At 44.8% G+C, this 25069-nt stretch carries 19 protein-coding genes; 4 read left to right on the forward strand and 15 right to left on the reverse strand.

Features of this window, described 5'->3' with window-relative positions; translation table 11 throughout:
* Window positions 1-128 precede the first annotated feature (128 nt).
* The 3 genes from DWX61_RS13585 to DWX61_RS13595 form a co-directional block, all read right to left on the reverse strand.
* Complete coding sequence (locus DWX61_RS13585; protein ID WP_118625822.1) at window positions 129-2204, reverse strand: heavy metal translocating P-type ATPase; 2076 nt, start codon at window positions 2202-2204, stop codon at window positions 129-131.
* 14 nt (window positions 2205-2218) lie between these two features.
* The gene (locus tag DWX61_RS13590) at window positions 2219-2572 is read right to left on the reverse strand and encodes a DUF6110 family protein (protein WP_118625824.1); all 354 of its coding nucleotides are present in this window, start codon (window positions 2570-2572) and stop codon (window positions 2219-2221) included.
* Between the two features lie 260 nt (window positions 2573-2832).
* Entirely contained in the window at window positions 2833-3291 is a 459-nt protein-coding gene (locus DWX61_RS13595) for a transcriptional repressor (RefSeq protein ID WP_227752296.1), read from the reverse strand.
* Window positions 3292-3600: 309 nt separating this feature from the next.
* On the opposite strand from DWX61_RS13595, the gene DWX61_RS13600 reads away from it, so the two are divergent.
* Both DWX61_RS13600 and DWX61_RS13605 read left to right on the forward strand, forming a co-directional pair.
* Window positions 3601-4716 (forward strand): ABC transporter ATP-binding protein, encoded by a 1116-nt coding sequence (locus DWX61_RS13600; RefSeq protein ID WP_015527387.1) that lies wholly within the window; start codon window positions 3601-3603, stop codon window positions 4714-4716.
* A gap of 104 nt (window positions 4717-4820) precedes the next feature.
* Window positions 4821-5909 (forward strand): PucR family transcriptional regulator, encoded by a 1089-nt coding sequence (locus DWX61_RS13605; protein ID WP_118625826.1) that lies wholly within the window; start codon window positions 4821-4823, stop codon window positions 5907-5909.
* Between the two features lie 85 nt (window positions 5910-5994).
* Here DWX61_RS13605 and DWX61_RS13610 read toward each other — a convergent pair whose 3' ends face one another.
* The 3 genes from DWX61_RS13610 to modA form a co-directional block, all read right to left on the reverse strand.
* On the reverse strand, window positions 5995-7044 hold the full coding sequence (locus DWX61_RS13610; protein ID WP_118625828.1) for a sulfate/molybdate ABC transporter ATP-binding protein: 1050 nt from the start codon (window positions 7042-7044) through the stop codon (window positions 5995-5997).
* Complete coding sequence (modB, locus tag DWX61_RS13615) at window positions 7044-7739, reverse strand: molybdate ABC transporter permease subunit (protein WP_118625830.1); 696 nt, start codon at window positions 7737-7739, stop codon at window positions 7044-7046. The genes DWX61_RS13610 and modB overlap by 1 nt, the downstream gene beginning before the upstream one ends.
* 63 nt (window positions 7740-7802) lie before the next feature.
* Entirely contained in the window at window positions 7803-8657 is an 855-nt protein-coding gene (gene modA / locus DWX61_RS13620; protein ID WP_118625832.1) for a molybdate ABC transporter substrate-binding protein, read from the reverse strand.
* Window positions 8658-8942: 285 nt separating this feature from the next.
* On the opposite strand from modA, the gene DWX61_RS13625 reads away from it, so the two are divergent.
* Complete coding sequence (locus DWX61_RS13625) at window positions 8943-9155, forward strand: TOBE domain-containing protein (RefSeq protein WP_015527392.1); 213 nt, start codon at window positions 8943-8945, stop codon at window positions 9153-9155.
* Window positions 9148-10074 carry a substrate-binding domain-containing protein gene (locus DWX61_RS13630; protein ID WP_118625834.1) on the forward strand — a complete coding sequence of 309 codons (927 nt, stop codon included), beginning with the start codon at window positions 9148-9150 and terminating at the stop codon, window positions 10072-10074. Before DWX61_RS13625 ends, DWX61_RS13630 begins: the two co-directional genes overlap by 8 nt.
* Before the next feature lie 108 nt (window positions 10075-10182).
* Here DWX61_RS13630 and DWX61_RS13635 read toward each other — a convergent pair whose 3' ends face one another.
* From DWX61_RS13635 to DWX61_RS13675, 9 genes are all read right to left on the reverse strand, one after another.
* Window positions 10183-11712 (reverse strand): serine hydrolase, encoded by a 1530-nt coding sequence (locus tag DWX61_RS13635; RefSeq protein WP_173753920.1) that lies wholly within the window; start codon window positions 11710-11712, stop codon window positions 10183-10185.
* A gap of 97 nt (window positions 11713-11809) precedes the next feature.
* A complete protein-coding gene (locus tag DWX61_RS13640) occupies window positions 11810-12886 on the reverse strand; it encodes an acyltransferase family protein (protein WP_118625836.1) in 1077 nt (358 codons plus the stop codon).
* A gap of 15 nt (window positions 12887-12901) precedes the next feature.
* Window positions 12902-15670 carry a CDP-glycerol glycerophosphotransferase family protein gene (locus DWX61_RS13645; RefSeq protein ID WP_118625838.1) on the reverse strand — a complete coding sequence of 923 codons (2769 nt, stop codon included), beginning with the start codon at window positions 15668-15670 and terminating at the stop codon, window positions 12902-12904.
* A 23-nt stretch (window positions 15671-15693) separates the two neighbouring features.
* A complete protein-coding gene (locus DWX61_RS13650; RefSeq protein ID WP_118625840.1) occupies window positions 15694-17358 on the reverse strand; it encodes a CDP-glycerol glycerophosphotransferase family protein in 1665 nt (554 codons plus the stop codon).
* Window positions 17359-17372: 14 nt separating this feature from the next.
* Window positions 17373-18569, reverse strand: coding sequence for a CDP-glycerol glycerophosphotransferase family protein (locus DWX61_RS13655; RefSeq protein ID WP_118512957.1), 1197 nt, complete (start codon window positions 18567-18569; stop codon window positions 17373-17375).
* 27 nt (window positions 18570-18596) lie between these two features.
* Window positions 18597-19490 (reverse strand): hypothetical protein, encoded by an 894-nt coding sequence (locus tag DWX61_RS13660; protein ID WP_118625842.1) that lies wholly within the window; start codon window positions 19488-19490, stop codon window positions 18597-18599.
* A 24-nt stretch (window positions 19491-19514) separates the two neighbouring features.
* Complete coding sequence (locus tag DWX61_RS13665; RefSeq protein ID WP_118512958.1) at window positions 19515-20417, reverse strand: undecaprenyl-diphosphate phosphatase; 903 nt, start codon at window positions 20415-20417, stop codon at window positions 19515-19517.
* A 130-nt stretch (window positions 20418-20547) separates the two neighbouring features.
* Window positions 20548-23763: a carbamoyl-phosphate synthase large subunit gene (gene carB / locus DWX61_RS13670; RefSeq protein WP_118625844.1), complete on the reverse strand. Its 3216-nt coding sequence runs from the start codon at window positions 23761-23763 to the stop codon at window positions 20548-20550.
* On the reverse strand, window positions 23763-24839 hold the full coding sequence (locus tag DWX61_RS13675) for a carbamoyl phosphate synthase small subunit (RefSeq protein WP_015527400.1): 1077 nt from the start codon (window positions 24837-24839) through the stop codon (window positions 23763-23765). Before DWX61_RS13675 ends, carB begins: the two co-directional genes overlap by 1 nt.
* Window positions 24840-25069: the final 230 nt, after the last annotated feature.

The raw sequence follows: 25069 nt of genomic DNA on the forward strand, positions 1-25069 counted from the left end.
CATACCCCTGCACCTTCAGGCTGATACCTGCGATCCAAGTCTGAGCAGCCCAAAAAAAGCGGCCAGGCACGAAGCTCTTATCTCTTCGATAACCTGGCCGGCTTTTTATATTTATTTTGAAAAAATTTCTATGGGAGCAGATTCTGCATACTCTTCAGGCTGATCGCCAGTGTGGAGGTATTATGCAAAAGTGCGGATGAAGTCGGCTGCAGGATACCTGCAACGCCACAGGCGATAAGGCCTGCGTTAAAGGTAATAATAAAACGGTAATTGCGTCTGATACGCTTCATCAGTGCATTGCTGATCTCTTTCAGAACAACAAGCTCCTGAAGATCATCTGCACTTACAGTAATATCTGCGATCTCCCGGGCAATTTCAGCACCATCACTGATGGCGATACCGACATTGGCTGCGGAAAGTGCCGGAGAATCATTGATTCCGTCACCTACCATGATAACCTTTCTTCCGGCTGCCTTTTCTTTTTCGATGAAGTTGGCCTTATCCTCCGGAAGTACCTCGGAATAATATTCGTCCACTCCCACACGTCTGGCAATGGCTGCTGCTGTACGCTCGCTGTCCCCTGTCATCATAACGATCTTGGAAATTCCTGCCCCACGCAGTGCTTCTACAGAAGCTTTCGCTTCCTCACGAAGGGGATCTTCAATACAGATCACTGCCGCAAGGCGTCCGTCAATGGCAAGATACAGATGAGAATACTCTTCCGGAATATTGTCGAATTTCTCCCTGCCTTCCTCCGGGATCAGACATTTCTCATCTTCAAATACAAAGTGATAGCTTCCGATCACGGCCTTATGGTTTTCGATCGTAGTGGAAATTCCATGCGCTACTACATATTCAACCTTGGAATGCATCTCCTCGTGTGCCAGATGTTTCTTCTTGGCTGCACTGACAACGGCTTTCGCCATGGAATGCGGGAAATGCTCTTCCATACATGCGGCGATACGAAGCATTTCATCTGGATTATTGTTATCAAACGGAACCACGTCCACAACGGTCGGTTTCGCTTTTGTCAGAGTTCCGGTCTTGTCAAATACGATGGTATCTGCCTCTGCCATTGCCTCCAGATATTTACCGCCCTTAACTGTAACTTTGTGTGTACCGGCCTCACGGATTGCGGACAATACGGAGATCGGCATTGCAAGCTTCAGCGCACAGGAGAAGTCTACCATCAGGATCGCAAGAGCTTTGGTAGCGTTTCTGGTAATCAGATATGTAAGTGCTGTTCCTCCAAGAGTATAGGGAACCAACTTATCTGCCAGATGCTCTGCCTTTCCCTCCAAAGAAGATTTCAGCTTCTCAGACTCCTCGATCATGGTGACGATCTTGTCATAACGGCTGGAACCTCCTACTGTCTTTACGCGGATGGTGATCTCACCTTCCTCCACAACAGTGCCTGCATAGGCAACGCTGCCCTCTTTCTTGCATACCGGTACAGACTCGCCGGTAAGAGAAGCCTGGTTGACCATAGCCTCTCCATCCGTAACACTTCCGTCAAAAGGAATTACGGTACCCATACGTACAACAACCTCATCTCCCGGCTGGACCTCTCCGGACTCTACCAGGATCTCCTGATCCTGTCTCTTCAGCCATACCTTGCCAACATTCAGGGACATGGTTCTTGCAAGATCACCTACGGATTTCTTATGTGTCCACTCTTCCAGGATCTCTCCGATCCCAAGCAGGAACATGATGGAGCCTGCAGTACCGAAGTCCTGACGTAATACAGACACTCCAATTGCAGTGGCATCCAGAACCGGCACCTCGATCTTACGGTGAAGAAGTGTATCAATTCCCTTCCAGATGTATTTCAGGGAAGTAGCTGTTGTATAAATGGCATTCAGCGGATATGGCAAAAAAAGCCTTCTTCCATAATGACAGATCACTTTGGAAATCAGCTTCTCCTGATATTCTGCATTCAGTGCTCTCCCTGAGCTCTGCAGCACCTGTGAAGGAACCTCTACATCCTGATAATGAAATTCGCTGATGCCACGGATAACCGCTGCTCTGCTGCCCCGATAATTTATAACTGCATCACAGGTTCTCTCGTATACCTTAGCAGAAGCCACTCCATCAAGGTTCTCGAGATAATACAGCAGCGTATCTGCTTGCCCGTAACTCATTCTCTTCTGAGCAAGATGGATACGAAGCCGGCCTCTTGTCTCATGTTTGATATAAAATTTCACGGAAAATCGCCTCTTTACTCTGCTGTCTCTTCTGCTGTCTCTTCTGTTGCTTCTTCTGTCTCTTCTGCTGTTTCTTTGAATGCATCCTCAGCTACAGTTTCCTCTGCTTCTGTCTCAACATCCTCTACAGCTTCTTCAGCTGCTGCTCTTTCCTCATTGATCTCCTTAGCTTCAGCGAAAATATCTTCAGCGTTCTCCTGCAGATTCGTAGCTGTTTTCATAATGCAGTCCTTAGCTCTTAAAACGGCTGCTGTGCATCCTGTGTAAAGCTTCTTCGCATCCTTGCTTGTAAGGATCTTGATTCCTGCTGTTCCGAAAAGAACGCCTGCTGCAAAAAGTCCTGATTTTTTGAATTTAAAGTCTGCCATAATAAGTATCCTCCTGATATATGATTTTTATTTTTTCTGATTTCCGGTGAGGATTTTTTCATGTCCGCCCCGATATTTTCATCATTATAAAATGTCTGTAAGAAAAAGTCCAGTGTTTTTTTTGTGTTTTTGATACAATTTGTTGAATTTTCAGTTATTTTTGCCTAACAGTTATTTTTTACTAATAGTTTAATTTGTCTAATTATTAGTCTGCACAAACCTCTTCTTTCCTATTATATTGTGCCATAGCTTTTCCATACTCACCCGACCTCATGAACAGGCAGCAGTGCCAGGGTACGGATATTCTGCTCACTGATCTCTCCGCAGGCCCGAAGTCCTGCAAGGATCACTTCATTAAGCTTCTGCCCGGACAGATGGCATATCGTATCATCATCCAGTTCTACTGCACAGGCTCCTTTTGTGCTGCATGCCACGCGATACATATTCTTTCGGCTGATAGCACCGATGGACTCCAGTGTATTGATCATACGATATACTGTGGCCACACCGATTCCTGGATCCAGTGCGAAAGCCCTGTAATAGATTTCCTTACAGCAGGAGCACTCTCCCTCCAGGATAATATCCAGAAGGATCTTTCTCTGTCTGGTGATGCGGAATCCCTTCTCCTTCAGTTTCTCTATAATAAGATCCCTCTGCATCTCTGTATGACGGTAGCATCCTGTTTTTTTCTCTTCTGTTTCAGCTTCTGCAATATGCATTCTGATCCCTCCTTTATTGAGAAAACTTTTCTTTTATCTAATAAGTTAGTATACTCCAACTTCAGTTAGCTGTAAATAACTTATTTGAACTTTTTTTACATATTGAAGATTCTGCGTTACGGTACACTGGAAACCGTCGTTTTGACAAAATGACGAAAAATCCCCTTTCATTTTTTCGTCAGAATGACAAGAAACTGCCGGAAACTTTGTACGATTCAGCTCTAGCCCTTTTCCCTCATTTTCGATATACTGTTAACCAGCAAAGGAAATTACGTAAAAACAATATATTAATTTTGGAGGGAAACAACAATGGCAAGTTTATCATTATCTCACATTAATAAAACTTATCCGAACGGCTTCCAGGCAGTTAAAGATTTCAACCTGGAGATTGAAGACAAAGAATTCATCATCTTCGTAGGACCATCCGGATGTGGAAAATCTACAACACTTCGTATGATCGCAGGTCTTGAGGAGATCAGCGGTGGTACACTTAAGATCGGTGACAAAGTCATGAACGATGTTGAGCCTAAGGACCGTGATATCGCAATGGTATTCCAGAACTACGCTCTGTATCCTCATATGACAGTTTATGATAACATGGCATTCGGACTTAAGCTTCGTAAAGTTCCGAAGGACCAGATCGACAAGGCTGTTCGTGAAGCAGCAAGAATTCTTGACCTTGACAAGCTTCTTGATCGTAAACCGAAGGCTCTTTCCGGTGGTCAGAGACAGCGAGTTGCTATGGGACGTGCTATCGTTCGTAATCCTAAGGTATTCCTTATGGATGAGCCTCTTTCCAACCTGGATGCTAAACTTCGTGTACAGATGCGTATCGAGATCTCCAAGATTCATCAGAGACTTGGTGCTACAATCATCTATGTAACACATGACCAGACAGAGGCTATGACACTTGGTACCAGAATCGTTGTTATGAAAGACGGTGTTGTTCAGCAGGTTGATACACCACAGAACCTGTATCAGAAACCAGGTAACCTCTTCGTTGCTGGATTCATGGGATCTCCGCAGATGAACTTCCTTGATGCTGTTATCTCCGAGAAAGGCGGTAATGTAGTTGCTACGATCGGTGGTGAGCATGAGGTTATCGTTCCGGCAGCTAAAGCTAAAGTCCTGAAAGATAAAGGCTATGTTGGAAAGAAAGTTGTTCTTGGTATCCGTCCTGAGGATATCCATGATTCTCAGATGTTCCTTGAGACATCTCCAAGCAAACCAATGAACTCCGTAGTTAAAGTTTACGAGCTTCTTGGTGCTGAAGTATTCCTGTACTTCGATGTTGACGGAACTCAGGTTACAGCACGAGTTGATCCTCGTACAACAGCTAAGACCGGTGATCCGATCAGATTTGCATTCGATATGGAGAAAGCTCACTTCTTCGACAAAGAGACAGAGCTTACTATCACAAACTAATTCTCATCGAATCATAAAAACAGAATGTAACCCCGGGGATATGATTTCCCGGGGTTTTCTTTTTATTTCACTAGTTTTATTTTACATCAGAAAGGACGCTTTTTATGAAAATACAGCAAACAATTCAAAAATCTCTGGATGACTGGAACCGGATCAGCGGTCTTGATTTCTGTATTCTGGATGAAAATGACCAGATATACATTTCCACAGGGAACCGCCGACTTCCTTCTTCTGAAAAGCTTGCTCAGTTCCGGGAGGATCCTGCCTTATGCATCTCCAATCACAGCTGCAGTCTGTACAAGCTGAACAACGCACCTCAGAGCAATATGCTTCTGATCGTATGGGGCTCCGGAGAGCAGGCTTCTACCATCGGAGAGCTTGCTGTCTGCCAGGTAGAAAGTCTCCTAACCGCCTATACGGAAAAAACAGACAAGAACTCCTTTATGCAGAATCTTCTCCTGAACCGCTATTCCCAGGTAGAGGCTTTTAACAAGGCTGCCCGTCTTCATATCACACCTACTGCCCGCCGTGCGGTATTTCTTGTAGAAACCAAGCAGCACAAGGACGAAAATGCCCTTGCTACCATCCGTAACATCTTTTCTGCCCGTACACGGGATTTTATCACTGCACTGGATGATTCCGGCATCATCGTAGTACGTGAGCTTCAGAACACCGAAAGCTACGAAGAGCTGGATGGTATCGCCTGCATGCTGGTGGATATGCTCAATACAGAAGCCATGACTTCTGCCTGGGTTTCCTACAGCAATGTTGCAGATGATATCATGGAGCTTTCCGACGCCTACAAGGAAGCCCGCACTGCTCTGGAGGTCGGCAAGATCTTTTATGCTGACAAAAACGTTTTCGGTTACAACCGGCTGGGCATTGGCCGTCTGATCTATCAGCTTCCCACTCAGGTCTGCAACATGTTTGTAGGCGAGATCTTCGGAGAAGAATCCCTGGAATCTATTGACGACGAAACCCTCAATATCATCCGGACCTTCTTTGAAAATAACCTGAACCTTTCTGAAACTTCCAGACAGCTCTATGTGCACCGGAATACTCTGGTATACCGTTTTGAAAAGCTGCAGAAACGTTTTGGCCTGGATATCCGTACCTTTGAGGATGCACTGGCCTTCAAGCTTGCCATGATGGTGTCCGATTACATCACCTACTCCGGAAATCATGGAAAATAGATTCTGCCCGTAAAAATCCATCAAAAATTCCGGAACACAAAAAAGCCCCGGAAACAGCAGATAATGTCTGTTTCCGGAGCTTTCTTTATTTCAGCAACATCAGATGCTCCGGTGGAAGATACAGATATTCCGGAAGATCTTTATCCGGATCCTCCGTAAAGCTGTTTTTGGGACGCATCCACCATAATCCGGCAGCATTCTCTTCTGCTTTGTTCCGGATCATATACTGATGTTCAAATGTAGTTTCTATGTATTGGTCTACCCGCACTGCCATACAGTTCTCACCCGGCTTTGATTCCGGGCGGATCCAGTGACCGCGTATCCCTACGTAAGTAATGTCCTCATCTACGTTTTCTTCGGTATGGAGCTTCATTTTCCAGTCCGCCGCATAGATCTCGTGAGATCCCAGCCTCTCCGCTCTGGAAAAATTCTTACAGCCGGTAAGCTTTGCTGCTTCCAGAAGTCCCGGTCTCTCAAACAGCTGCTTTGTCTCCCCTGTCACAAGGATCCTGCCTTCATGTACAATGGAAAGCTCCCTGCAGAATTTATAGGCCTCATCTCTGCTGTGTGTCACAAGGATCATATCTCCCGGATAGTCCTTGAGGAAATCCTGCATCTCTCGCTGGAGCACATCCTTCAGGTAACCGTCCAGTGCGGAAAACGGCTCATCCAGAAGAATAGCTTCCGGCTCTCCGATCATCATTCTGGCCAGTGCCACTCTCTGCTGCTGTCCGCCGGAAAGCTGTGAGGGCAGGCGCTTCTCCAGCCCCTCCAGATGATATCGCCGAATCAGATCTGCCACCTTTTCCCTGGCGGAGGCTTTTTCCCCACGATAACCACAGCGGATATTCTGTTCCACTGTCATGGTTAGGAACAAAGCATAATTCTGAAATAGATATCCGATCCGTCGCTTCTGCGGTTTCAAATTGATCCCCTTTTCAGAATCAAACACTGTTTTTCCATTGATGATGATTCTTCCCTTATCCGGTGTTTCGATCCCTGCAATACAGCGTAAGGTCATGCTTTTTCCGCTGCCGGAAGCGCCAAGAAGCCCAATGGATGCCGAACTGCCTTCAAAATCCACCTTTAGGGAAAAATCACGGAAGTTTTTTTCGATATTTACTTTGACTGCCATCAGATCCACCTTCTTGTCTTCATTCCTCTTCCGGATACGATATTGATCAATGCCACGATCACAAAGGAGATCAGCACGATCACAATGACCCAGAATCCTGCAGTTCCGTAATTTCCGGCTGCTGTCTCTGATGCAATCGCAACAGAAACTGTTCTGGTTTTTCCAAGGATATTTCCGGCAAGCATGGAGGTTGCGCCATATTCTCCGATCGCGCGTGCAAATGCCAGCACTGTTCCGGATGCAATCCCCGGTCCTGCCGCCGGCATGACTACTCGCCAGAATATCCGGCTGTCGCTCATCCCCAGAGTCTGACCTGCATGGATAAGATTTATATCCACCTGTTCAAAAGCAGCCCGTGCATTGCGGTACATCAGCGGAAATGCGATCACTGCCGCTGCAATCACACAGCCCTTCCAGGTCTGCACGATCTTAATATCAAAATTATCCAGAAGAAAGCTTCCGAAGGGCCTTTTCAGGCTGAAGATCAGAAGCAGAAAAAATCCAGCCACTGTAGGAGGAAGTACTAGCGGAAGAGTAAGGATCCCGTCCAGTACTGCTCTGGCTCCCGGCTTCAGTTTCATAATCTTTCGGGCACAGAATATTCCCAGAAAAAAAGCGATCACTGTCGCTGCCAGACCTGTTTTTAAGGAAATCCACAGAGGACTCCAGTTTATTTCTCTCAAAAATTCTGCCATATTTCATTCCTGTGTAAGCATTTACTGTGTTTCAGTATTTACTGCCGATTTTCTACATCATGCTCATTTGGATGTACTGTCTGCGGAAGCTGTGCTGTCCTCAGCCTCATATGCTGTAAATCCATAATCCTCAAATACCTTAATTGCTGCGTCATACTCTACATAATCAAGAAAAGCCTCTGCTGCCTTTGTATCATCTTCAGATGCTTCCTTGTCCTCGATAAGTCCCACAGGATAAAGAACCGGCGTCTTAAGGCTGTCTGCCGGTGCCTCTGCGATGATATCTACTTTATCAGTAACAGATGCAGCATCTGTCGCATATACAACACCAACCTCATTACTTCCTTCACTGACTGCTGCAAGTACATCCGTTACATTCTTGCACTCGTTGATCTCCATTTTGTTTACATCGTCCATGATTCCAAGATTGCTAAAGATCTCACGGGAGTACTGTCCCACCGGAACATCCTCTCCTGCAAGCGCCAGATTCTCAGCGTCTGTGATATTCTCGAATCCTGTTACCTTTGTCTCTCCGTCCTTTGGTTTGATCAGAACGACTTTGTTCTCAAGAAGATCCTTAACGGTGTCTTCCTTTGTCAGTTTTTCCTCTGTGAGGGCATCCATCTGTTTATCTGCTGCTGAAAAGAAAAGATCGCAGCGTGCACCTTCCTCGATCTGTGTCTGCAGTGTACCTGAGCTGTCTGCACTGTAATAGATCGTTACATTCGGATAAAGCTCATTGAAATCCTTCTGGATCTCCTCCATGGAATTGCTGAGGCTGGCAGCGATAAAAGCATAAACCTCTCCCTTCAGGTTCTCATCACCTTTCACTTCTTTGTCTGCTGCAAAAACAGTTCCGGTCATAAGGCCTGTTGTTAAAATTCCCGCGGTAAGAGCTGCTAAGATTTTTTTCTTCATCTTTTGCTTCTCTCCTTTTCCGTTTCATTCAGTTTTGTTTAGTTTTGAATGGTTTCGTCTAATTTTACCGAAAGGAAAGTTTCTTGTCAAGCTATAAGGCATTGCTGTTTTTCTCTCCAAGTGCTATCATAAATGCATAGCTGACAAGCTTCGTTTCTTATCATGAGTGGCTTGCAGCACTCCTGATACGGACAAATCCCACATCATGTTCATTGCTCTGTACAACGGAAGCATAGAACTTGCCTGATCCGGTTCATTCAATATTCAAGAGAAGGAGAATTACCTATGAAACTCAGTGCACGTAATCAGTTAAAAGGAAAAATCATCAACATCAACCAGGGAGCTGTAAATTCCATCGTTTCCATTGATATCGGTGGTGGAAATATCATCACTGCTACCATCTCCTGTGCGGCGGTGGAAGAACTTGGACTGAAAGTAGGCTCTGATGCTTACGCAGTCATCAAAGCAACCAATGTTATGGTAGGTATCGATGAATAAGGTTTACACAGCCCAGGAAGTGGCAGATAAGCTGAAGATCAAAAAGTCAACGGTATATGACCTGATCAAGCGGGGAGAGCTGCCATCCTCCAAAGTCGGCAAACAGTTGCGTGTCAGCGAGGAACAGTTGTCTCAGTATCTTAATAATCCGGAATGTTCTTCCCCTTCTGTTCAGTCTCACAATTATCAGCCGGAAAGTTCTCTTCTGAAAAGAGATTATCTTCTGCATTCCAGTGGACTGATCATCAGCGGGCAGGCTTCTCCGGCTCTGGATCTTCTCCTGAATCAGCTTCCCACACACCCGGACAGTCTGCCGATTCTGCAATCTCACATGAATACCTACAACGGACTGTATTCTCTTTATTTTGAAAAAGTCCACATTGCCTGTGCATCCGCCTCACCGGAAGATATCCATAGCCTTGTACCCGGTATTCCACTGACTGTGATCTCTCTGTGTCAGTATCCCGTCGGCTTCTATGTAAAAAAAGAAAATCCCAAGAATATCCGGGGATTTTCTGATCTTACACGGGCAGATATTATTTTTGCGAACCGCGAAAAAGGAAGCAGCCGTCGTATCCTTCTTGACCGTACACTTCTATCTTCCGAAATTTCACCGGATTCCATATCCGGATATCGAAATGAGCTTGTTACCGATCACTCCACGGCTGCTGCGGTGGCTGGCGGACAGGCAGACATAGCTCTTGGCGAGGCCTGTGTAGCGAGAAGCTTTCCGGAGCTGGATTTTCTTCCTGTTTGCCAGGAATCACTCTTCCTGGTTATGCAGACTAAAAATCTGAGCACCCCCGGCTTTCAGGCCGTAGCGGAAACCATTGCATCCGAACCTTTCCGTCGGTTCTTGTCTCTCCAGACCGGCTACGATACCACAGATACCGGAAACATCCGGCATATTAAAGGATAAAGAAAAATCTTATCTGTGAAATTCTTCCGCAACCATTTCTTTGATGATAATACAAAATCAGCCAGCACGTTCATGAATGCCCTCGGGCTCATGACTGCTGGCTGATCTTTATGTATTCAGATATTGATATACTCTTGAAGAAATCGAACGGATTCCGTGCAGTAAATGATCTTCGGAAGCTCCTTCAGAAAATATACATAATACATAATTTGTTTTCTTTCCATAGATGATCGCCATATCATGCTGAACTGAGCTTGTTTCACCCGTTTTGTTCGCACACACTACACCTGCCGGAAGGCCTGATGGAATTTTGTATCGTTTCGTCTGATGCAGTAAAAGATTTAACATTTCTCTGGAATACTGTTGAGAAACGCACCGACCTCTATAGATTTTTTCTAAAAGCATTCCACAATCTTTTGCAGATGCCGTGTTACGCCAACCATCACTGCTCCAGGCTGAGGAAGATGGATGCAAGGAACTGTGGCAGCCGGTATTTTTGTAACCGTTCTTTCGAAGATATTGGTTCACTACAGCCGTTCCTCCTACAAAGCTTCCACCCCCTTGACGCCTTACCAGTTCATTATAACATTCATTATCACTGACGGTGATCATATCCCACAGCAGGCTGTACACACCGGAGCTGTATTGCATTTTTCCCTGACGAATCTGATCATAGACGGATGCCATCACAAACGCCTTGATCGTACTTGCCGGATACATTTCCTGATCATTTATATTTACAACATTTCCTGTTTTCAGATCTTTTATATAAACAGACCAGTTTCCACCGTAGGCAGAAGCAAAACTCTCTAATTCCGATTTAAACTCACTTAAGGCATACTCTGATCTTGTACTTTTTCTTCCCCTCCAGTCCACATACTGACCATCCGGTGTTTTCATATTTTTCGCAATGGTTCCGTTAGATTTCAGGTAATAGCCATCTTTCCACCGGTTCACCAGCATTTTTCCATTTTGATCTACATAATATTGCTGGCCATCACAGGTTACCCACCCTGCCTTCTGTGCCATTCTTCCGTTATCATTGCCAAAATAATAGATTCCGTTAAACTTTTTTCCCTGAACTGTTTTGTTCATTTTATGAAAAGACGGACGCATGCAGATTCTTCCGGTTCCATAGAAATAATAATAACCACTTTTAAAATTACGCCCACCGAATCTTCTCTGTCTTATATAACGTACTGTTCCACGATCAGCCAGTTTTCCGTACGCTTCCACATAATAAATGCCTGCGATAATTTTTTTGCCCCGCACGTTCTGTTCAGCTACGTTTACAAAGCCACGCTCTCCCTTTGAAATTCTTCCATTGGAGTCTGTGATGTGGTATTTATCAAAGCGGACACCAGAAACTGTCTTTTTATCGAAATAATACACGGATTGTTTTCTCAAAAGTTTTCCGTTTTTGTCAAACATATAAAATCCTGTTTTTAAAAACTCTGTCTTTGGAATTGACAAATAACGCAATCCGCTAAGTTTTCGCTTCTTTGAATCTTTCAGATACCAGTTTCCGCCGGATTTCTGAAGATAATTTCCACTGTTATCCCAAAATCGTACTGTTCTTTCAGCAGCCTCGACCTTTATCTCTGTACTTCTGATACCAATAATGCCTCCAAAAATCATTACTAATATCATCCAATATATACAAACTATTTTCTTTGCTTTCATACTTTAACAAGACCTGCCACAGACGATGACAGGTCTTTCTCCTTTATCTTTATTATCCTATTTTCACACAGATGTTCTGGATCAGGCGGTTGTATCCGCTTACCTTTTTCAGCCATTCCAGCGCTATGGACACGGCCAGTGAAGCCAGCAGAAGCGTCAGTGTATTGGTCAGAAAATATCCACTCACATACACAAAAGAATATTGTCTTATAAATGTATGTATCAGAAATATATTCATGGAATGTTTTCCGAGAAACAGTAAAATCTGTCGCACTCCCGGAATAACATTAATAAATTCGCAGCAAAATGCCATAAATACAATTGGATACACACCCCAGTGGATCTCACTGTATACCTTCAGCGGCAAAGTTCTGTAGGCTTTATACAAAATAAACACCGCAAGAAGTTCCAGAAGAAATTTGAAAACATGCTTCACTCCAACATTCCATATCCTAAACCATCGGTTAAACAAATCATACTTGGCTACACACATTCCCATGAGAAATACCGGTAAAAATGCATAAATACCTGTAATTCCCATAACCTCCATGGAAATTGTCCGCGGAAATGCCGCAACAGCCACAAGAATAAATACCAGATATTCTTCCTTTATCATAAACAGCGGCACGCACATGATAAAAATGATCGCCGCGCTCATATACCACCAGGTTCCGTTCAGAGTCGAAGTTCCGAAAAGTTTCGCCAGACCAAAAAAATCCAGCACCATTGCGCTAACACCTTTGGCAATATTTCCGTTTCCGAAATATCTGGTCACGGCATAGCCGTTATAAAGCTGTAAGATCACAACAGAAAGCCCCCATATGATCCAGAACCCTCCCATTGTTTTTATCAGTCTTTTGGCTGTCCACTTACCAGGTGTGGAATTATTTTTTCTGTAACTGAGATACAGTCCGTATCCGGAAATAAATGCATAGATCGGTACACAGATCTTAAATGTTCTGCACAGATACATGATCCGATCTGCCGAAAACGGAGTGAAAACAACATTCAGTCCCTCAAATCTGTCTTGACTCAGATACATATGATGGAACAGCATCATAACAATGGCAATGCCCTTTATCGCCTGAGAATTATATTTATCAAACTTTATTGCCTGCTTTCCTTCCAAAATCCAACCTCCATATTACCGATTCTCGATGATTCTCTCATACACACGTTTGGAACAGTTACGGTCATTAAATGCAAAGGTCTCATCCATTCGTTTCCGATATTCCTCTTTCATCTGACAGCTGTCTGCCATATATTCAATGATCCGTTCCACAGTTCCGTCCAGTGTATGTTCCACCTCTCCAAAGCCATCTCTCTCATAGTCAAAGTATCCCTCTGTGTAGGAATGCGCACCACTGAAAAAGCTGTCTCTGTCAAACTGGGAGTATACGATGGGTTTTCTCAGGTATGCAAAATCAAAGGCAACCGAAGAATAGTCCGTGATCATCAGATCTGTCTGGGCAAAAATGTCCTTGTAGGAATAAGACGAATCCATAAATTTTACCCGTGGATCATGGCGGAACATATGCAGGCCGTCAATGGTATTTGGGTGAGGCATGAAGCAGATGGTATATCCGTATTTCTCTGCCGCTCCCAGAAGTTTTTCGTTGTTGAGAAGATCATCATAAAAATGGAAGTATTCGCTTTCCTGAAATTCTTTTCCAAGCTGCCATACTCCTCTGGCATCGGTTCCTGAGGAAAGGCTCTTGCGCCAGGTAGGCATCACCGTCACATACTTGCGTTCATCATGGACCAGACGGTCATAACGTGGCATTCCCGTAAGCCAGATATTTTTTTCCGGATAAAAATAGTCATAGGTAAAGGCAGAATCATACTCCGGCTTTGTGCTGACGATAAATCCGAAAAGATTACGGTTGTATTTGTTCAGCCACTTGGACTGGTTGTCTTTGGTAACACCATGCTGCAGAAATACCAGCTTTTTGTCATAGATGATATCGCGGTACAGATACTCCAGCTTTCCAAAAGGATTGATCACCGGTTTGTTAGCCTGGGAGGACAGTGAAAATTCATTCAGCAGGAACAGAAGCTTATGCTTCCAGGAAAAAGGCTCCACAACCTTTCCAAGCTTCCTCATTTCCACATAATCCTGTGTATCCTTGTTGACTACAAAATAAGGCTCCACCGTAGGGTCCGGATTGGCGCAGAGATAGCGGAACATCACTTCGCCGTTGTCATCTCCGCGTGTTGTACGATCGGAGATCAGCCAGATCTGCTTTTTCTGCTTTGCCTTCTGCATCTCGTAGAGCTTACGCACGAGAACTGCCTTTTTTCCGGCCTTTCCCTGAGAAAATATTGCTTTGGTGCGTTTTTTCTTCAGCTTTTTCTCTCTGCTCTGGCTGTATGGCTCTACAGTTACTTCATACTGATGGCCCAGAACTTTTGCATCTTCCTGATCCTCTCCACGGATCATCCGGACTTTTTCGTTAAGATACAGAAGCTTATCCTCTATATGAAGGAAAAGCGGCAGCTTCTTTGTAAATGGCACATATTTTCCGTAGGAAATATTGTACATTTTATTTACATGTCCATCTGTGCCTGTACCCCAGCTGATAAACTCACTGATCTCAGAAAGCGGAATGTCCACGATATACAGCTTCTCAACGGCACTTTCTTCCCTGCACCAGCCGGTTCTTCCCAGTGTATATTTCCATCTGGCTTCATAGGTGCTGCCACCAGTCATCATATATGCACGGTTTGTCCTGCTCACAGGCTCCACAATGGAAAATTCACAGTGCAGCTGGTCTTTTTCCGGCTGGAATATCTTGACATTAAGATTATCATATATGGGATTCAGGATCGTGTCCGCCTGATCCGGGAATTTTTTTCGGATATCCGGATAATATTTCCGGAGAAGATATACTTTGTTTGCCCTGCTGAGATGCTGATTGGACATCACGATCTCCGGAAACTCCATCTGTTTCAGGAAGCTTTCGATGTCTTCCTCATATCTGCATTTTTTCTCTTCATCAAGCTCCTCGTTATCAAATATGATATCAGCCATTTTTGCGCTGTAATACAGCAGCACATAATCTGCATTTTTTTCATGAACAGGATTTTCTTTTCTTCTGCAGTCTGCGATCTTTCGGAAAAATTCCTGATAAAATACTTCCAGTTGCTTCGGATCCTGCAGCATATTCTTCCAGTCCTCCACCATGAGATGGTCCGCAAGGATCTGCACATAGATATCTTCCCCTGAAGTCACTCCCAGACTCCGGCAGCTTACAACGGACTGATATACCATAGTCATCACATCCAGATACCATATCTCCGGACGGATCTCGGATACCCATTTCACCTGATCTGCTGCAAATGTATAAGCGGCATACAACTGATGCAGAAGATATACATTGTTATCCAGCGTTGTTTTTTCGGTGAAACGGTCACAGTAGTTATTATGCTCCCGCACATGGATATTTCCTTTTCCACGGATCTTTGTTATGACAACATCTCTGTTGTCTTCCTCAAAGCAGCGTCTGACCTCTGCACTGGATTTTGGGGAAAAACAGATTCCGGCTTTTGCAAAAACGACATAGTTTCCGGCTATCTTATCCTTCAGCTCTGCCACAAGATCCCCGCATTCCAGTCCGTCAATATATAAAAGATCCCTGTCATCCAGCATCTCCCGGAAACGGGAATCTTCCGGATTGAACGCTCCGTAGATCTTATCCAGCTCTTCGTCCTTGAGCTCTTTCTCCTTTTCTCCGGCTTCTTCCAACTCCCTCATGTCCCGTTCATCAGGGATATCCATATCTCCTGCTGTGCGTACTGCAAGGATCTGTACCGTTCCTTTAGGTGTGACCTCACGTACATTTTTAAAGGTTCTGTAAAGCTTTGCGGTATCTTTTGCAAAAACAACTACTGAAAATTCATACTCCCTGTTCATATTGCTCCTTTTGTATCCTTACATTAAAATTTTTTCTCTTTCAGCCTTCTTTTCAGTTTGTCCGGTATTTGAGCATTGGCTATATATTCATAGATTCGTTTGCTATTGTCATTGTCCCTGTAGGGAAGAAGCTCATCTCTCCTTCCTGAAAATTCCGGTTTTTCACGGAATCCGTTCCTCACATATTCTCCGATAAGATCCACCAGCTGGTTCTGATCCCATGCCAGATCTCCGAAAACATCTTTTTTATAGTCCATATAGCTTCCCTGGACTTTCTCATAGGTTTCCAGATCAAAAGGATAAAATATCACCGGTTTTTCCTGATAGTAGACATCCCAGGAAACAGAAGAATAATCGGTGATCAGCATATGGCAGCTCATCAGAAGCTGATTCAGCGGCATGGTCCCAAATGGGATCAGACGGATATGCCTGTCTTCCACCTGAAAGCTCCGGATATGTTCCCGGAATTTCGGATGGATATAAAAATTCAGCGTGATATCCTCCTTTTCCAGAAGAGTCTTAAGCCTCTCATCCTGCAGAAATGCTTTATAACGCTGATAGTATTCACTTTTTTTGAACTGATCCTCGCTGATATCCTCCAGCCAGTTTCTCCATGTAGGCATCAGCAGGATCTCTTTATGAGTCGGATCTGACTTGTCCTCCAGCACATCCCACCTGGCTAGTCCGGTAATGATGATCTCTTCATTATCGTATCCGAAATAATCATGGATGATCTTCTGTTCATAACCTGAAGACACCACAAACAGTGCCATCTGATTGCCTCCGCCTTTATGGAAGGTCCTGTGGCATTGCTTGAAGCCCATCACTCCATGCTGGAGAAATACGATGTTCTTCCGTGCCTGATACAGAACCTTGTAGATGCTGTTGGGCGAATCCCAGATATAAAAATGCCGGATCGCATCAGTAGATATCAGATACCGGGCAGCGCTGAGATAGATCATGTACTTAAATGACATGAACTGGATCACATTGGCATCATACTCTTTTACGGCCTGATAATCCGGACATTTTTTATCTATTACATAAAAAATCCGACTTCTGTCCTTCTCCGGTACATGCTCCATACAGTACCGAAAAAAATAGAGGCCGTTGTCCTGTGCCATTGTACAATATTTCTCGCAGATCAGCCATAATTTCTTGTGATCCCAGTAAGGTTTCAGGATAAAATAGCAGAATAATGCAAGAAATTCTTTTGCTATAAATGCATAGCTGTCATATTTCGGATCATATTTCCGGTATTGAATGGTAAACTGCCTTGCTCCGTTAACAAATGGATAAACCATATGCCCATCCCCGGTTCTGGTCCATCTTGGAAAAAGAATCAGCTTAAGTTTAAGTTTTGAACTTAAGCCTCCCAGGATCGCATCCTCATAATTTCCTTTTCCTTCTTTATCCACAGATGCCACCACATCCCAGAATGCGGTTTCCATCGGATACTGATCTACATTGATCTGTGCATGATACACGATCGTATTTCCTTTTTTTGCTGTCTGCATTTCAAAAGGAAAGCTTGTATCCAGCACTGTATTTCGCTGTTTCAGCTTCAGGGAACGGATCCTTCCTCTGGATCCTTCCAGCTCAAAACTGATCTTTATGGTTCCTTTTGTCAGCGAAAATTTCCTGGTTTTTACCTTGATCTCCGCCGGAGCCTCCATTAACTGCTGCAATTTTTCACCACCTGTTACATTTCTTTGATCGCTTTGTAATTTCTTTCACAGTTCTTTGTATCCCACAGATCAAAATATTTTCCGTGTCTTTCCAGATAGATTTCTTCATTGGCAAATCCCTGTCCATGCAGACGGATCAGCCAGTCCGTTACTTCCTGTTCCGTTACACATACCGGGCCGAAGCCATCTTTCCGAAAATCAAAATACCCGATCTGATGATGACTTTGCCGGAATTTTTCATTGTCAAACTGGTAGTAGACCAGTGGTTTTTTCATGTAGGCAAAATCCATGGCCACACTGGAAAAATCAGTCACCAGCACTGCGGACTCTTTAAGGAGTGTCTGCACATCGTACTCAGGCCAGGACGCCACTGTGATATTCGGATGATCCACATGAAAATATTTCAGGAACCGATGCATTTCCCTGTGCGGATAAAAAATGATCTGAAGATCGTTCTCCTCAATATAGCGGATCAGTCTCTCATCCTTGAGAAGTGCATCCCAGTAACGGTAATAATCGGTTTCCATGAATTTCTGTGCTTCCAGCTCGTGATCAGCAGCTGATATCTCATTGCGGATATACATACGCCATGTCGGCATGATCAGGATCTGGTTCTTTTTTATCTTCATATCATGAAGCTGGTCAAAACGGCATAGCCCCAGCTCCTGCACATAGCCTTCCGGATATCCGTACCGGTCATTGACATATTTCCACTCATCATAGGTACTGGTAACAAAAAGGCTCATTTTTGTATGCGGATAGTACAGAAAACTAAGATCTGCCGTGATGATCCCATGCTGCAGGAACGCCCGCTTGTTCCGCAGGATTCCGTAAACCTCCAGCACATAGCAGATGGCTGCGTTTGGTTTTCCCATTTTCTGGGAGCTGATATTTTTTGACGCAGCCAGATAGTATATCCAGTGGCGGAAGCTTCCATACTGGATCACCTGTCCCAGATCTTTTACCCGGGCATAATCCGGAGATTTTCTGTTGATGGCGTACACTGCATCTTCACTGGTATTTTCTCTCAGATATTTGTACAACCAGAATCCGTTATCCCGGCATTCATTCTCCGTATCACAGAGAAGCCAGAGATCCCTGCGAAAAAGTCTGTAGACCATCGCAATGGGAAATGCCAGGATAAACTTAATAATGTGAAGCAGATCCCCAGGTTTTACTCGTTTCAGTTTTTCAAGAAATGTCTGTTCCATGTTTCCCTCTGTTTACAGGATCCCGGTTTATTCCTCTGACCAGTCTCCGTTATCATCCCAGACAATCTCTCCGTCTCCGCTGTCATCTGTACTGTTGTCAAGAGAATCGTCACCGCTACCGCTGCTGCTGCTGTCATCTACATAGTCGCCGCTATCATCACTGCTGTCATAGTTTCCATCATCACTGCTGTTGTCGTAGCTTCCGTCATCGCTGTTGTCATAGCTTCCGTCATCACTGTTGTCATAACTTCCATCATCACTGTTGTCATAGCTTCCATCGCTGTTGTCGGAAGAAGTATCTGTGATACCGGAAGAACTATCTGTCAGATCTGAAGCATCTGTGCTGTCTGCGGAATCACTGCTATCCGCCTCACTGTTGTCAGTTTCCACATTGCCAATAGTGCTCTTCTCACTCTTGTCACTGAGACTTGTATAGGTCAGGTATGCTTCTCCGTTATCGATCATCAGTTTTGCCTTTTCCATATCGCTCAGCTGTACACTGTAGATCTCATAGGCATTTCCGTCTCCGTCTACGATCTTCATATCATAGATGGCATCCCTTGCAGAATCCGGGGTGTAATACATCTGCACCTGTTCCGCATCTTTGATGGTAGCTTCTGCAGGAACAAGATTTTTGCCCCATTCTTCTCCTCCTGCCGCGCGGAGATAGATCTCACGGATCTCTCCCTTCGTGCTGTTGGTAAGATAAACGAATTTTGCGGTACTTGTCTTTACACCGATCAGCTTCGGTGCAGGTGTAGATGTGGGAAGCGGTGTGGATGTAGCCGGTGCAGCCGTAGGTGCGGCTGTAGGAACCGGTGTTGGTGTCACCTCTGCTGTTTCCTTTGATGATTTTCCACATCCGGCCATACCAAGCGCCGTCACTGCTGTCAGTACGATCAAAAGCTTCTTATATTTCATAATGATTACCTCCAGATTGCAGTTTTATGCTAAAAATGTTTTTCCAACGAAGTATCCGAGCACCAGAATACCAAGGATGATCCTGTACCAGCCGAATACTTTAAAATCGTGTTTCTTGATATATCCCATCAGGAATTTGATGGCAAGAATAGATACCACAAAGGATACCACAACACCTACGATCAGGATGATCAGCTCTGTGGAGCTGAAGGCAAAACCGAATTTCACCAGTTTCAGAAGACTTGCTCCGAACATAACCGGAATTGCCAGGAAAAAGGTAAATTCTGCTGCAACCGTACGGGATGTTCCTGCAAGGATACCTCCGATAATGGTAGAACCGGAACGGGATGTTCCCGGGATCACGGAAAGCACCTGAAAGCAGCCGATGATCAGCGCTGTCTTAAAGGAAAGCTCATCCAGTCTGGTGCAGGTTGGTCTGCGGCGTTTGTTGTAGTTCTCGATAACGATAAAAAGCACACCATAAACGATCAGCATGATGGCAACGACCACATAGTTATAAAATTTCTCTTCAATAATGTCATTAAAAGGAAGAGCGATGATGATCGTCGGCAGACATGCTACCAGGATCTTGAACCAGAGGATCCACTTATCCTTATCACAGTATTTTTCTACAAAGGTAAGGACAGTTCTGGGTACTGCCGACTGTTTACGCAGCGCCATCTGTGTTTTTTTCGGGATTTTTCTTATGTAAAAGGGCCACAGCTTGTTCCAGTACAGTACAACAACTGCCAGGATCGCGCCAAGCTGGATCACCACCAGGAAAAATTCCATAAATGCCTCGGATACATTCAGTTTGATGAACTCGTCCACAAGGATCATATGTCCGGTACTGCTGATCGGAAGCCACTCGGTGATTCCCTCCACAATACCGAGAAGGATAACCTTCAGTAATTCTATAAAAATCATGTTAACTCCTTTCCAAAAGCAAGATAAGGACAGGGCCGGTATGTGAACGACGGCCCCGTCCTTATCAGTATATTACATATTTGACAATTCGTAAACTTTTAATTTTTTATTTCGCAAAATTTACAATTTTTTATCGATTGTCGATGGTAGCGATATCTACCAGAGTCAGGTGGTTCAGGTCTGTATTCTCAAGACTTGTGACCAGAGCCTCTGCAGTATCAAGGCTTGTAAGCACATTGACACCTGTCTCGATGGCATTACGACGGATCACGAAACCATCTTTCTGATGCTCAACACCCTGTGGCGGTGTGTCGATAACAACATCGATCTTGTGGCCAAGGATCAGGTCCATCAGGTTCGGAGAAGGCTGCTCCAACTTGTTGGTACGTGTTACCTTGATTCCGTTCTCAGTCAGTATGCTTGCAGTACCTCGTGTTGCAAAGATACGATAGCCCTGAGCCTCGAAACGTTTTGCGATCGGAATGATATCCTTTTTATCCTCATCTTTTACAGTGATGATCATCTGTTTGTGTTTCGGAAGGCGGATTCCTGCTCCGATGAATGCTTTGTAAAGAGCCTCGTTGAAGGTCTTTGCAATACCAAGGCACTCACCTGTGGATTTCATCTCAGGTCCAAGGCTGATATCTGCGCCTCTGATCTTCTCGAAGGAGAATACAGGCATCTTGATTGCGAAATACTCTGCCTCTTTCTGAAGTCCCGGTGTGTAGCCAAGCTCTTTAATCTTGTGTCCAAGGATGACTCTTGTTGCAAGAGGAACGATCGGGATTCCTGTTACCTTGCTGATATACGGTACTGTACGGCTGGAACGTGGGTTAACCTCGATAACATATACATCCTCGCCTACAACGATAAACTGGATATTGATCATACCGATCACATGAAGTGCCTGTGCAAGACGACGTGTGTACTCGGCAATGGTATCTTTTGCTTTCTGGCTGATGGTCTGTGCCGGATATACGGAAATACTGTCTCCGGAGTGGATACCTGCACGCTCGATGTGCTCCATGATTCCAGGGATCAGGATGTCCTCACCGTCGCATACCGCATCGACCTCGATCTCTTTACCCATGAGATATTTATCAACAAGGATCGGATGCTCCTGTGCGATCTGGTTGATGATTCCGATGTACTCTTCCACATCCTCATCGCTGACAGCGATACGCATTCCCTGTCCTCCAAGTACATAGGACGGGCGGACAAGTACCGGATAACCCAGCTCATTGGCAGCTTTTTTCGCCTCTTCTGCTGTGAATACGGTATGTCCCTTCGGTCTCGGGATCTCACATTTCTCAAGGATAGCATCAAAGAGCTCTCTGTCCTCTGCAGCATCTACGTTCTCAGCAGATGTTCCGAGGATCTTAACGCCCATCTTGATCAGTGCCTCTGTAAGCTTGATGGCTGTCTGTCCACCGAACTGAACAACGGCTCCGTCCGGTTTCTCGATATTTACAACATTCTCAACATCTTCCGGTGTCAGCGGCTCAAAATACAGCTTATCTGCAATATCGAAGTCTGTACTTACTGTCTCCGGGTTATTGTTGATGATGATCGTCTCATATCCTTCTTTCGCAAATGCCCATGTACAATGTACGGAGCAGAAGTCGAACTCGATACCCTGACCGATACGGATCGGGCCGGAACCAAGTACCAGGATCTTTTTCTTATCTTTTGTTTCTACAGCTTCATTCTCTGTCTGCTCATCGCCGTATACAGAATAATAGTATGGTGTCTCTGCCGCAAACTCTGCTGCACAGGTATCAACCATCTTGTATGCTGCACGGATACCGTACTCTTTACGCAAGTCTTTGATCTCAGCTTCTGTCTTTCCTGTCAGGTCTGCGATGATGTAGTCCGGGAACTCCAGACGTTTTGCTTCAAGAAGAAGGTCTTTGTCCAGCTTCTGAGTCTTCAGAGCCTGCTCCATCTCAACAAGGATAGCCAGCTTATCAATGAACCAGATGTCGATCTTTGTGATATCATGAAGCTTCTCCTGGGAAACATTTCGTCTCAGAGCTTCTGCGATCTTCCAGATACGGCGGTCATCCACAATGTTCAGCTCGTCCATCAGTTCTTCATCAGAAAGATGTGAGAAATCATAGGACATCAGACTGTCTACATGCTGCTCCAGGGAACGGATAGCCTTCATCAAAGCACCCTCAAAGTTATGGCAGATACTCATAACCTCACCGGTAGCCTTCATCTGTGTAGTCAGTGTACGTTTTGCTGTGATGAATTTATCAAATGGCAGACGCGGAATCTTAACGACACAGTAATCCAGCATCGGCTCGAAGCTTGCGTATGTTTTGCCTGTGATGGCATTCGGAATCTCATCCAGTGTGTAGCCCAGTGCGATCTTGGCTGCAACCTTGGCGATCGGATAACCGGTAGCCTTACTTGCAAGTGCGGAGGAACGGCTTACACGAGGGTTAACCTCGATAACGCAGTATTCAAAGCTCTCCGGATGAAGAGCGTACTGTACGTTACATCCACCTGTGATGCCAAGCTCTGTAATAATGTTAAGAGCAGATGTGCGGAGCATCTGGTACTCTTTATCTCCTAAGGTCTGGGAAGGAGCAACTACGATGGAGTCACCGGTATGGACACCAACCGGGTCAATGTTCTCCATGTTGCAGACTGTGATGCAGTTTCCTGCGCTGTCTCGCATTACCTCGTACTCGATCTCTTTCCATCCGGCGATACATCTCTCTACAAGAACCTCGCCTACACGAGAAAGACGAAGACCATTCTCAAGGATCTCACGAAGCTCCGGCTCATTATGCGCGATACCGCCGCCGCTTCCGCCAAGTGTATATGCAGGACGGAGAACAACCGGATAACCGATAGTCTGAGTAAACGCAACACCGTCTTCTACAGTTGTTACGACCTTGGATGCTGCAACCGGCTCGCCGATCTTTTCCATTGTATCCTTAAATTCCTGACGGTCCTCAGCTTTACGGATCGTTGCTGCTGTAGTACCGATGAGACGTACATTGTGCTCTTTCAGGAATCCTTTCTCCTCAAGCTCCATGGCAAGGTTCAAACCAGCCTGGCCGCCCAGTGTAGGAAGTACACTGTCCGGTTTCTCTTTGAGGATCAGCTGCTCTACGACTTCAACAGTCAGCGGCTCGATATAAACTCTGTCTGCAATGTCTTTATCTGTCATGATGGTAGCAGGATTGGAGTTTAAAAGTACAACCTCCATGCCCTCTTCCTTCAGGGAGCGGCATGCCTGGGTTCCTGCATAGTCAAACTCTGCTGCCTGGCCGATTATGATCGGACCTGAGCCGATTACAAGTACTTTTTTTATGTCCTTATTCCTTGGCATTATTTCTCTCCTCCCATCATCTTCATGAATCTGTCAAAAAGGTAACTGGAATCCTGTGGTCCCGGGCATGCTTCCGGATGGAACTGTACAGTAAAGATATTCTTTCCATTGTATGCCATACCCTCGTTTGTTCCGTCGTTGACATTTACAAATGCAGGATGTGCAATATTTTTCTCCTCAAGGCCCTCTGCGTCTACAACGTAACCATGGTTCTGGGAGGAAATATAAACTCTTCCTGTCTCAAGGTCTTTAACCGGATGATTTCCGCCTCTGTGACCGTATTTCATCTTATGGGTATCTCCGCCCGTTGCAAGAGCCATAAGCTGATGTCCCAGGCAGATTGCAAAGATCGGTACATCGGAGTCATAGAGTTTTTTGATTTCTTTAATAATAGAAGTACATTCCTTCGGATCTCCAGGGCCGTTGCTGAGCATGATGCCGTCCGGATTGTCTCCAAGGATCTCTTCTGCGGATGTCAGAGCCGGATAAATAGTAACCTGGCATCCTCTCTCATTCAGTGAGCGTGCAATGTTTTTCTTGGCGCCCAGATCAAGAAGGGCAACCTTCGGTCCGTTCCCCTTAAGCACTTCCTTTTCGCGGCAGGAAACCTTCTCTACCACTTTTCCTGTTGTATATGCTTTTAATCTGGGGATGATTGTATCCAGGTCATAGTTCTCATCAACTGTGATCATTCCGTTCATGGTTCCCTTCTCACGAAGGATCTTAGTCAGTGCTCTGGTATCAATTCCTGCGATTCCCGGAATGTCGTTTTTGCTCAGAAAATGCTGAATGGTGTCTACGCTTCTGAAGTTGCTGGGAACTCGTGATAATTCGCGTACGATAAATCCGTCAATCCACGGCTTCCTTGATTCCTGGTCATCATAACAGATTCCGTAGTTTCCGATCAGCGGATATGTCATACACACCGCCTGTCCTGCGTAAGAAGGATCTGTCATTACTTCCAGATAACCGGTCATGGAAGTGTTAAAGACAATTTCACTGATGACTTCCCTTGCAGAACCAATGCTGGTTCCTGTAAATACATGGCCATCTTCCAATATCAGAAATGCTTTCATACAATCTCCCTTTCTTTGTTCTCTTATTTTATCCTAAATCTTCAAGATTGTATCACAGGAATCGTCATTTTTCAACACCATATGCAAAAAAAATGTATAAAACTAACTCAAAATATTTTTTTTGAATTTTTTTAATTTTTTTGAATTTTTCTATTGACATTATCCAATTCCTGAGTTATTATAAGTGAGCAGTCGACAAGCGGAGCAAAACATAGCGAAGTAAGCCGGTT

Origin of the sequence: Ruminococcus sp. AF20-12LB, assembly GCF_003478985.1 — a bacterium.
In the GTDB taxonomy this organism is placed as follows: Bacteria; Bacillota; Clostridia; order Lachnospirales; family Lachnospiraceae; genus Blautia_A.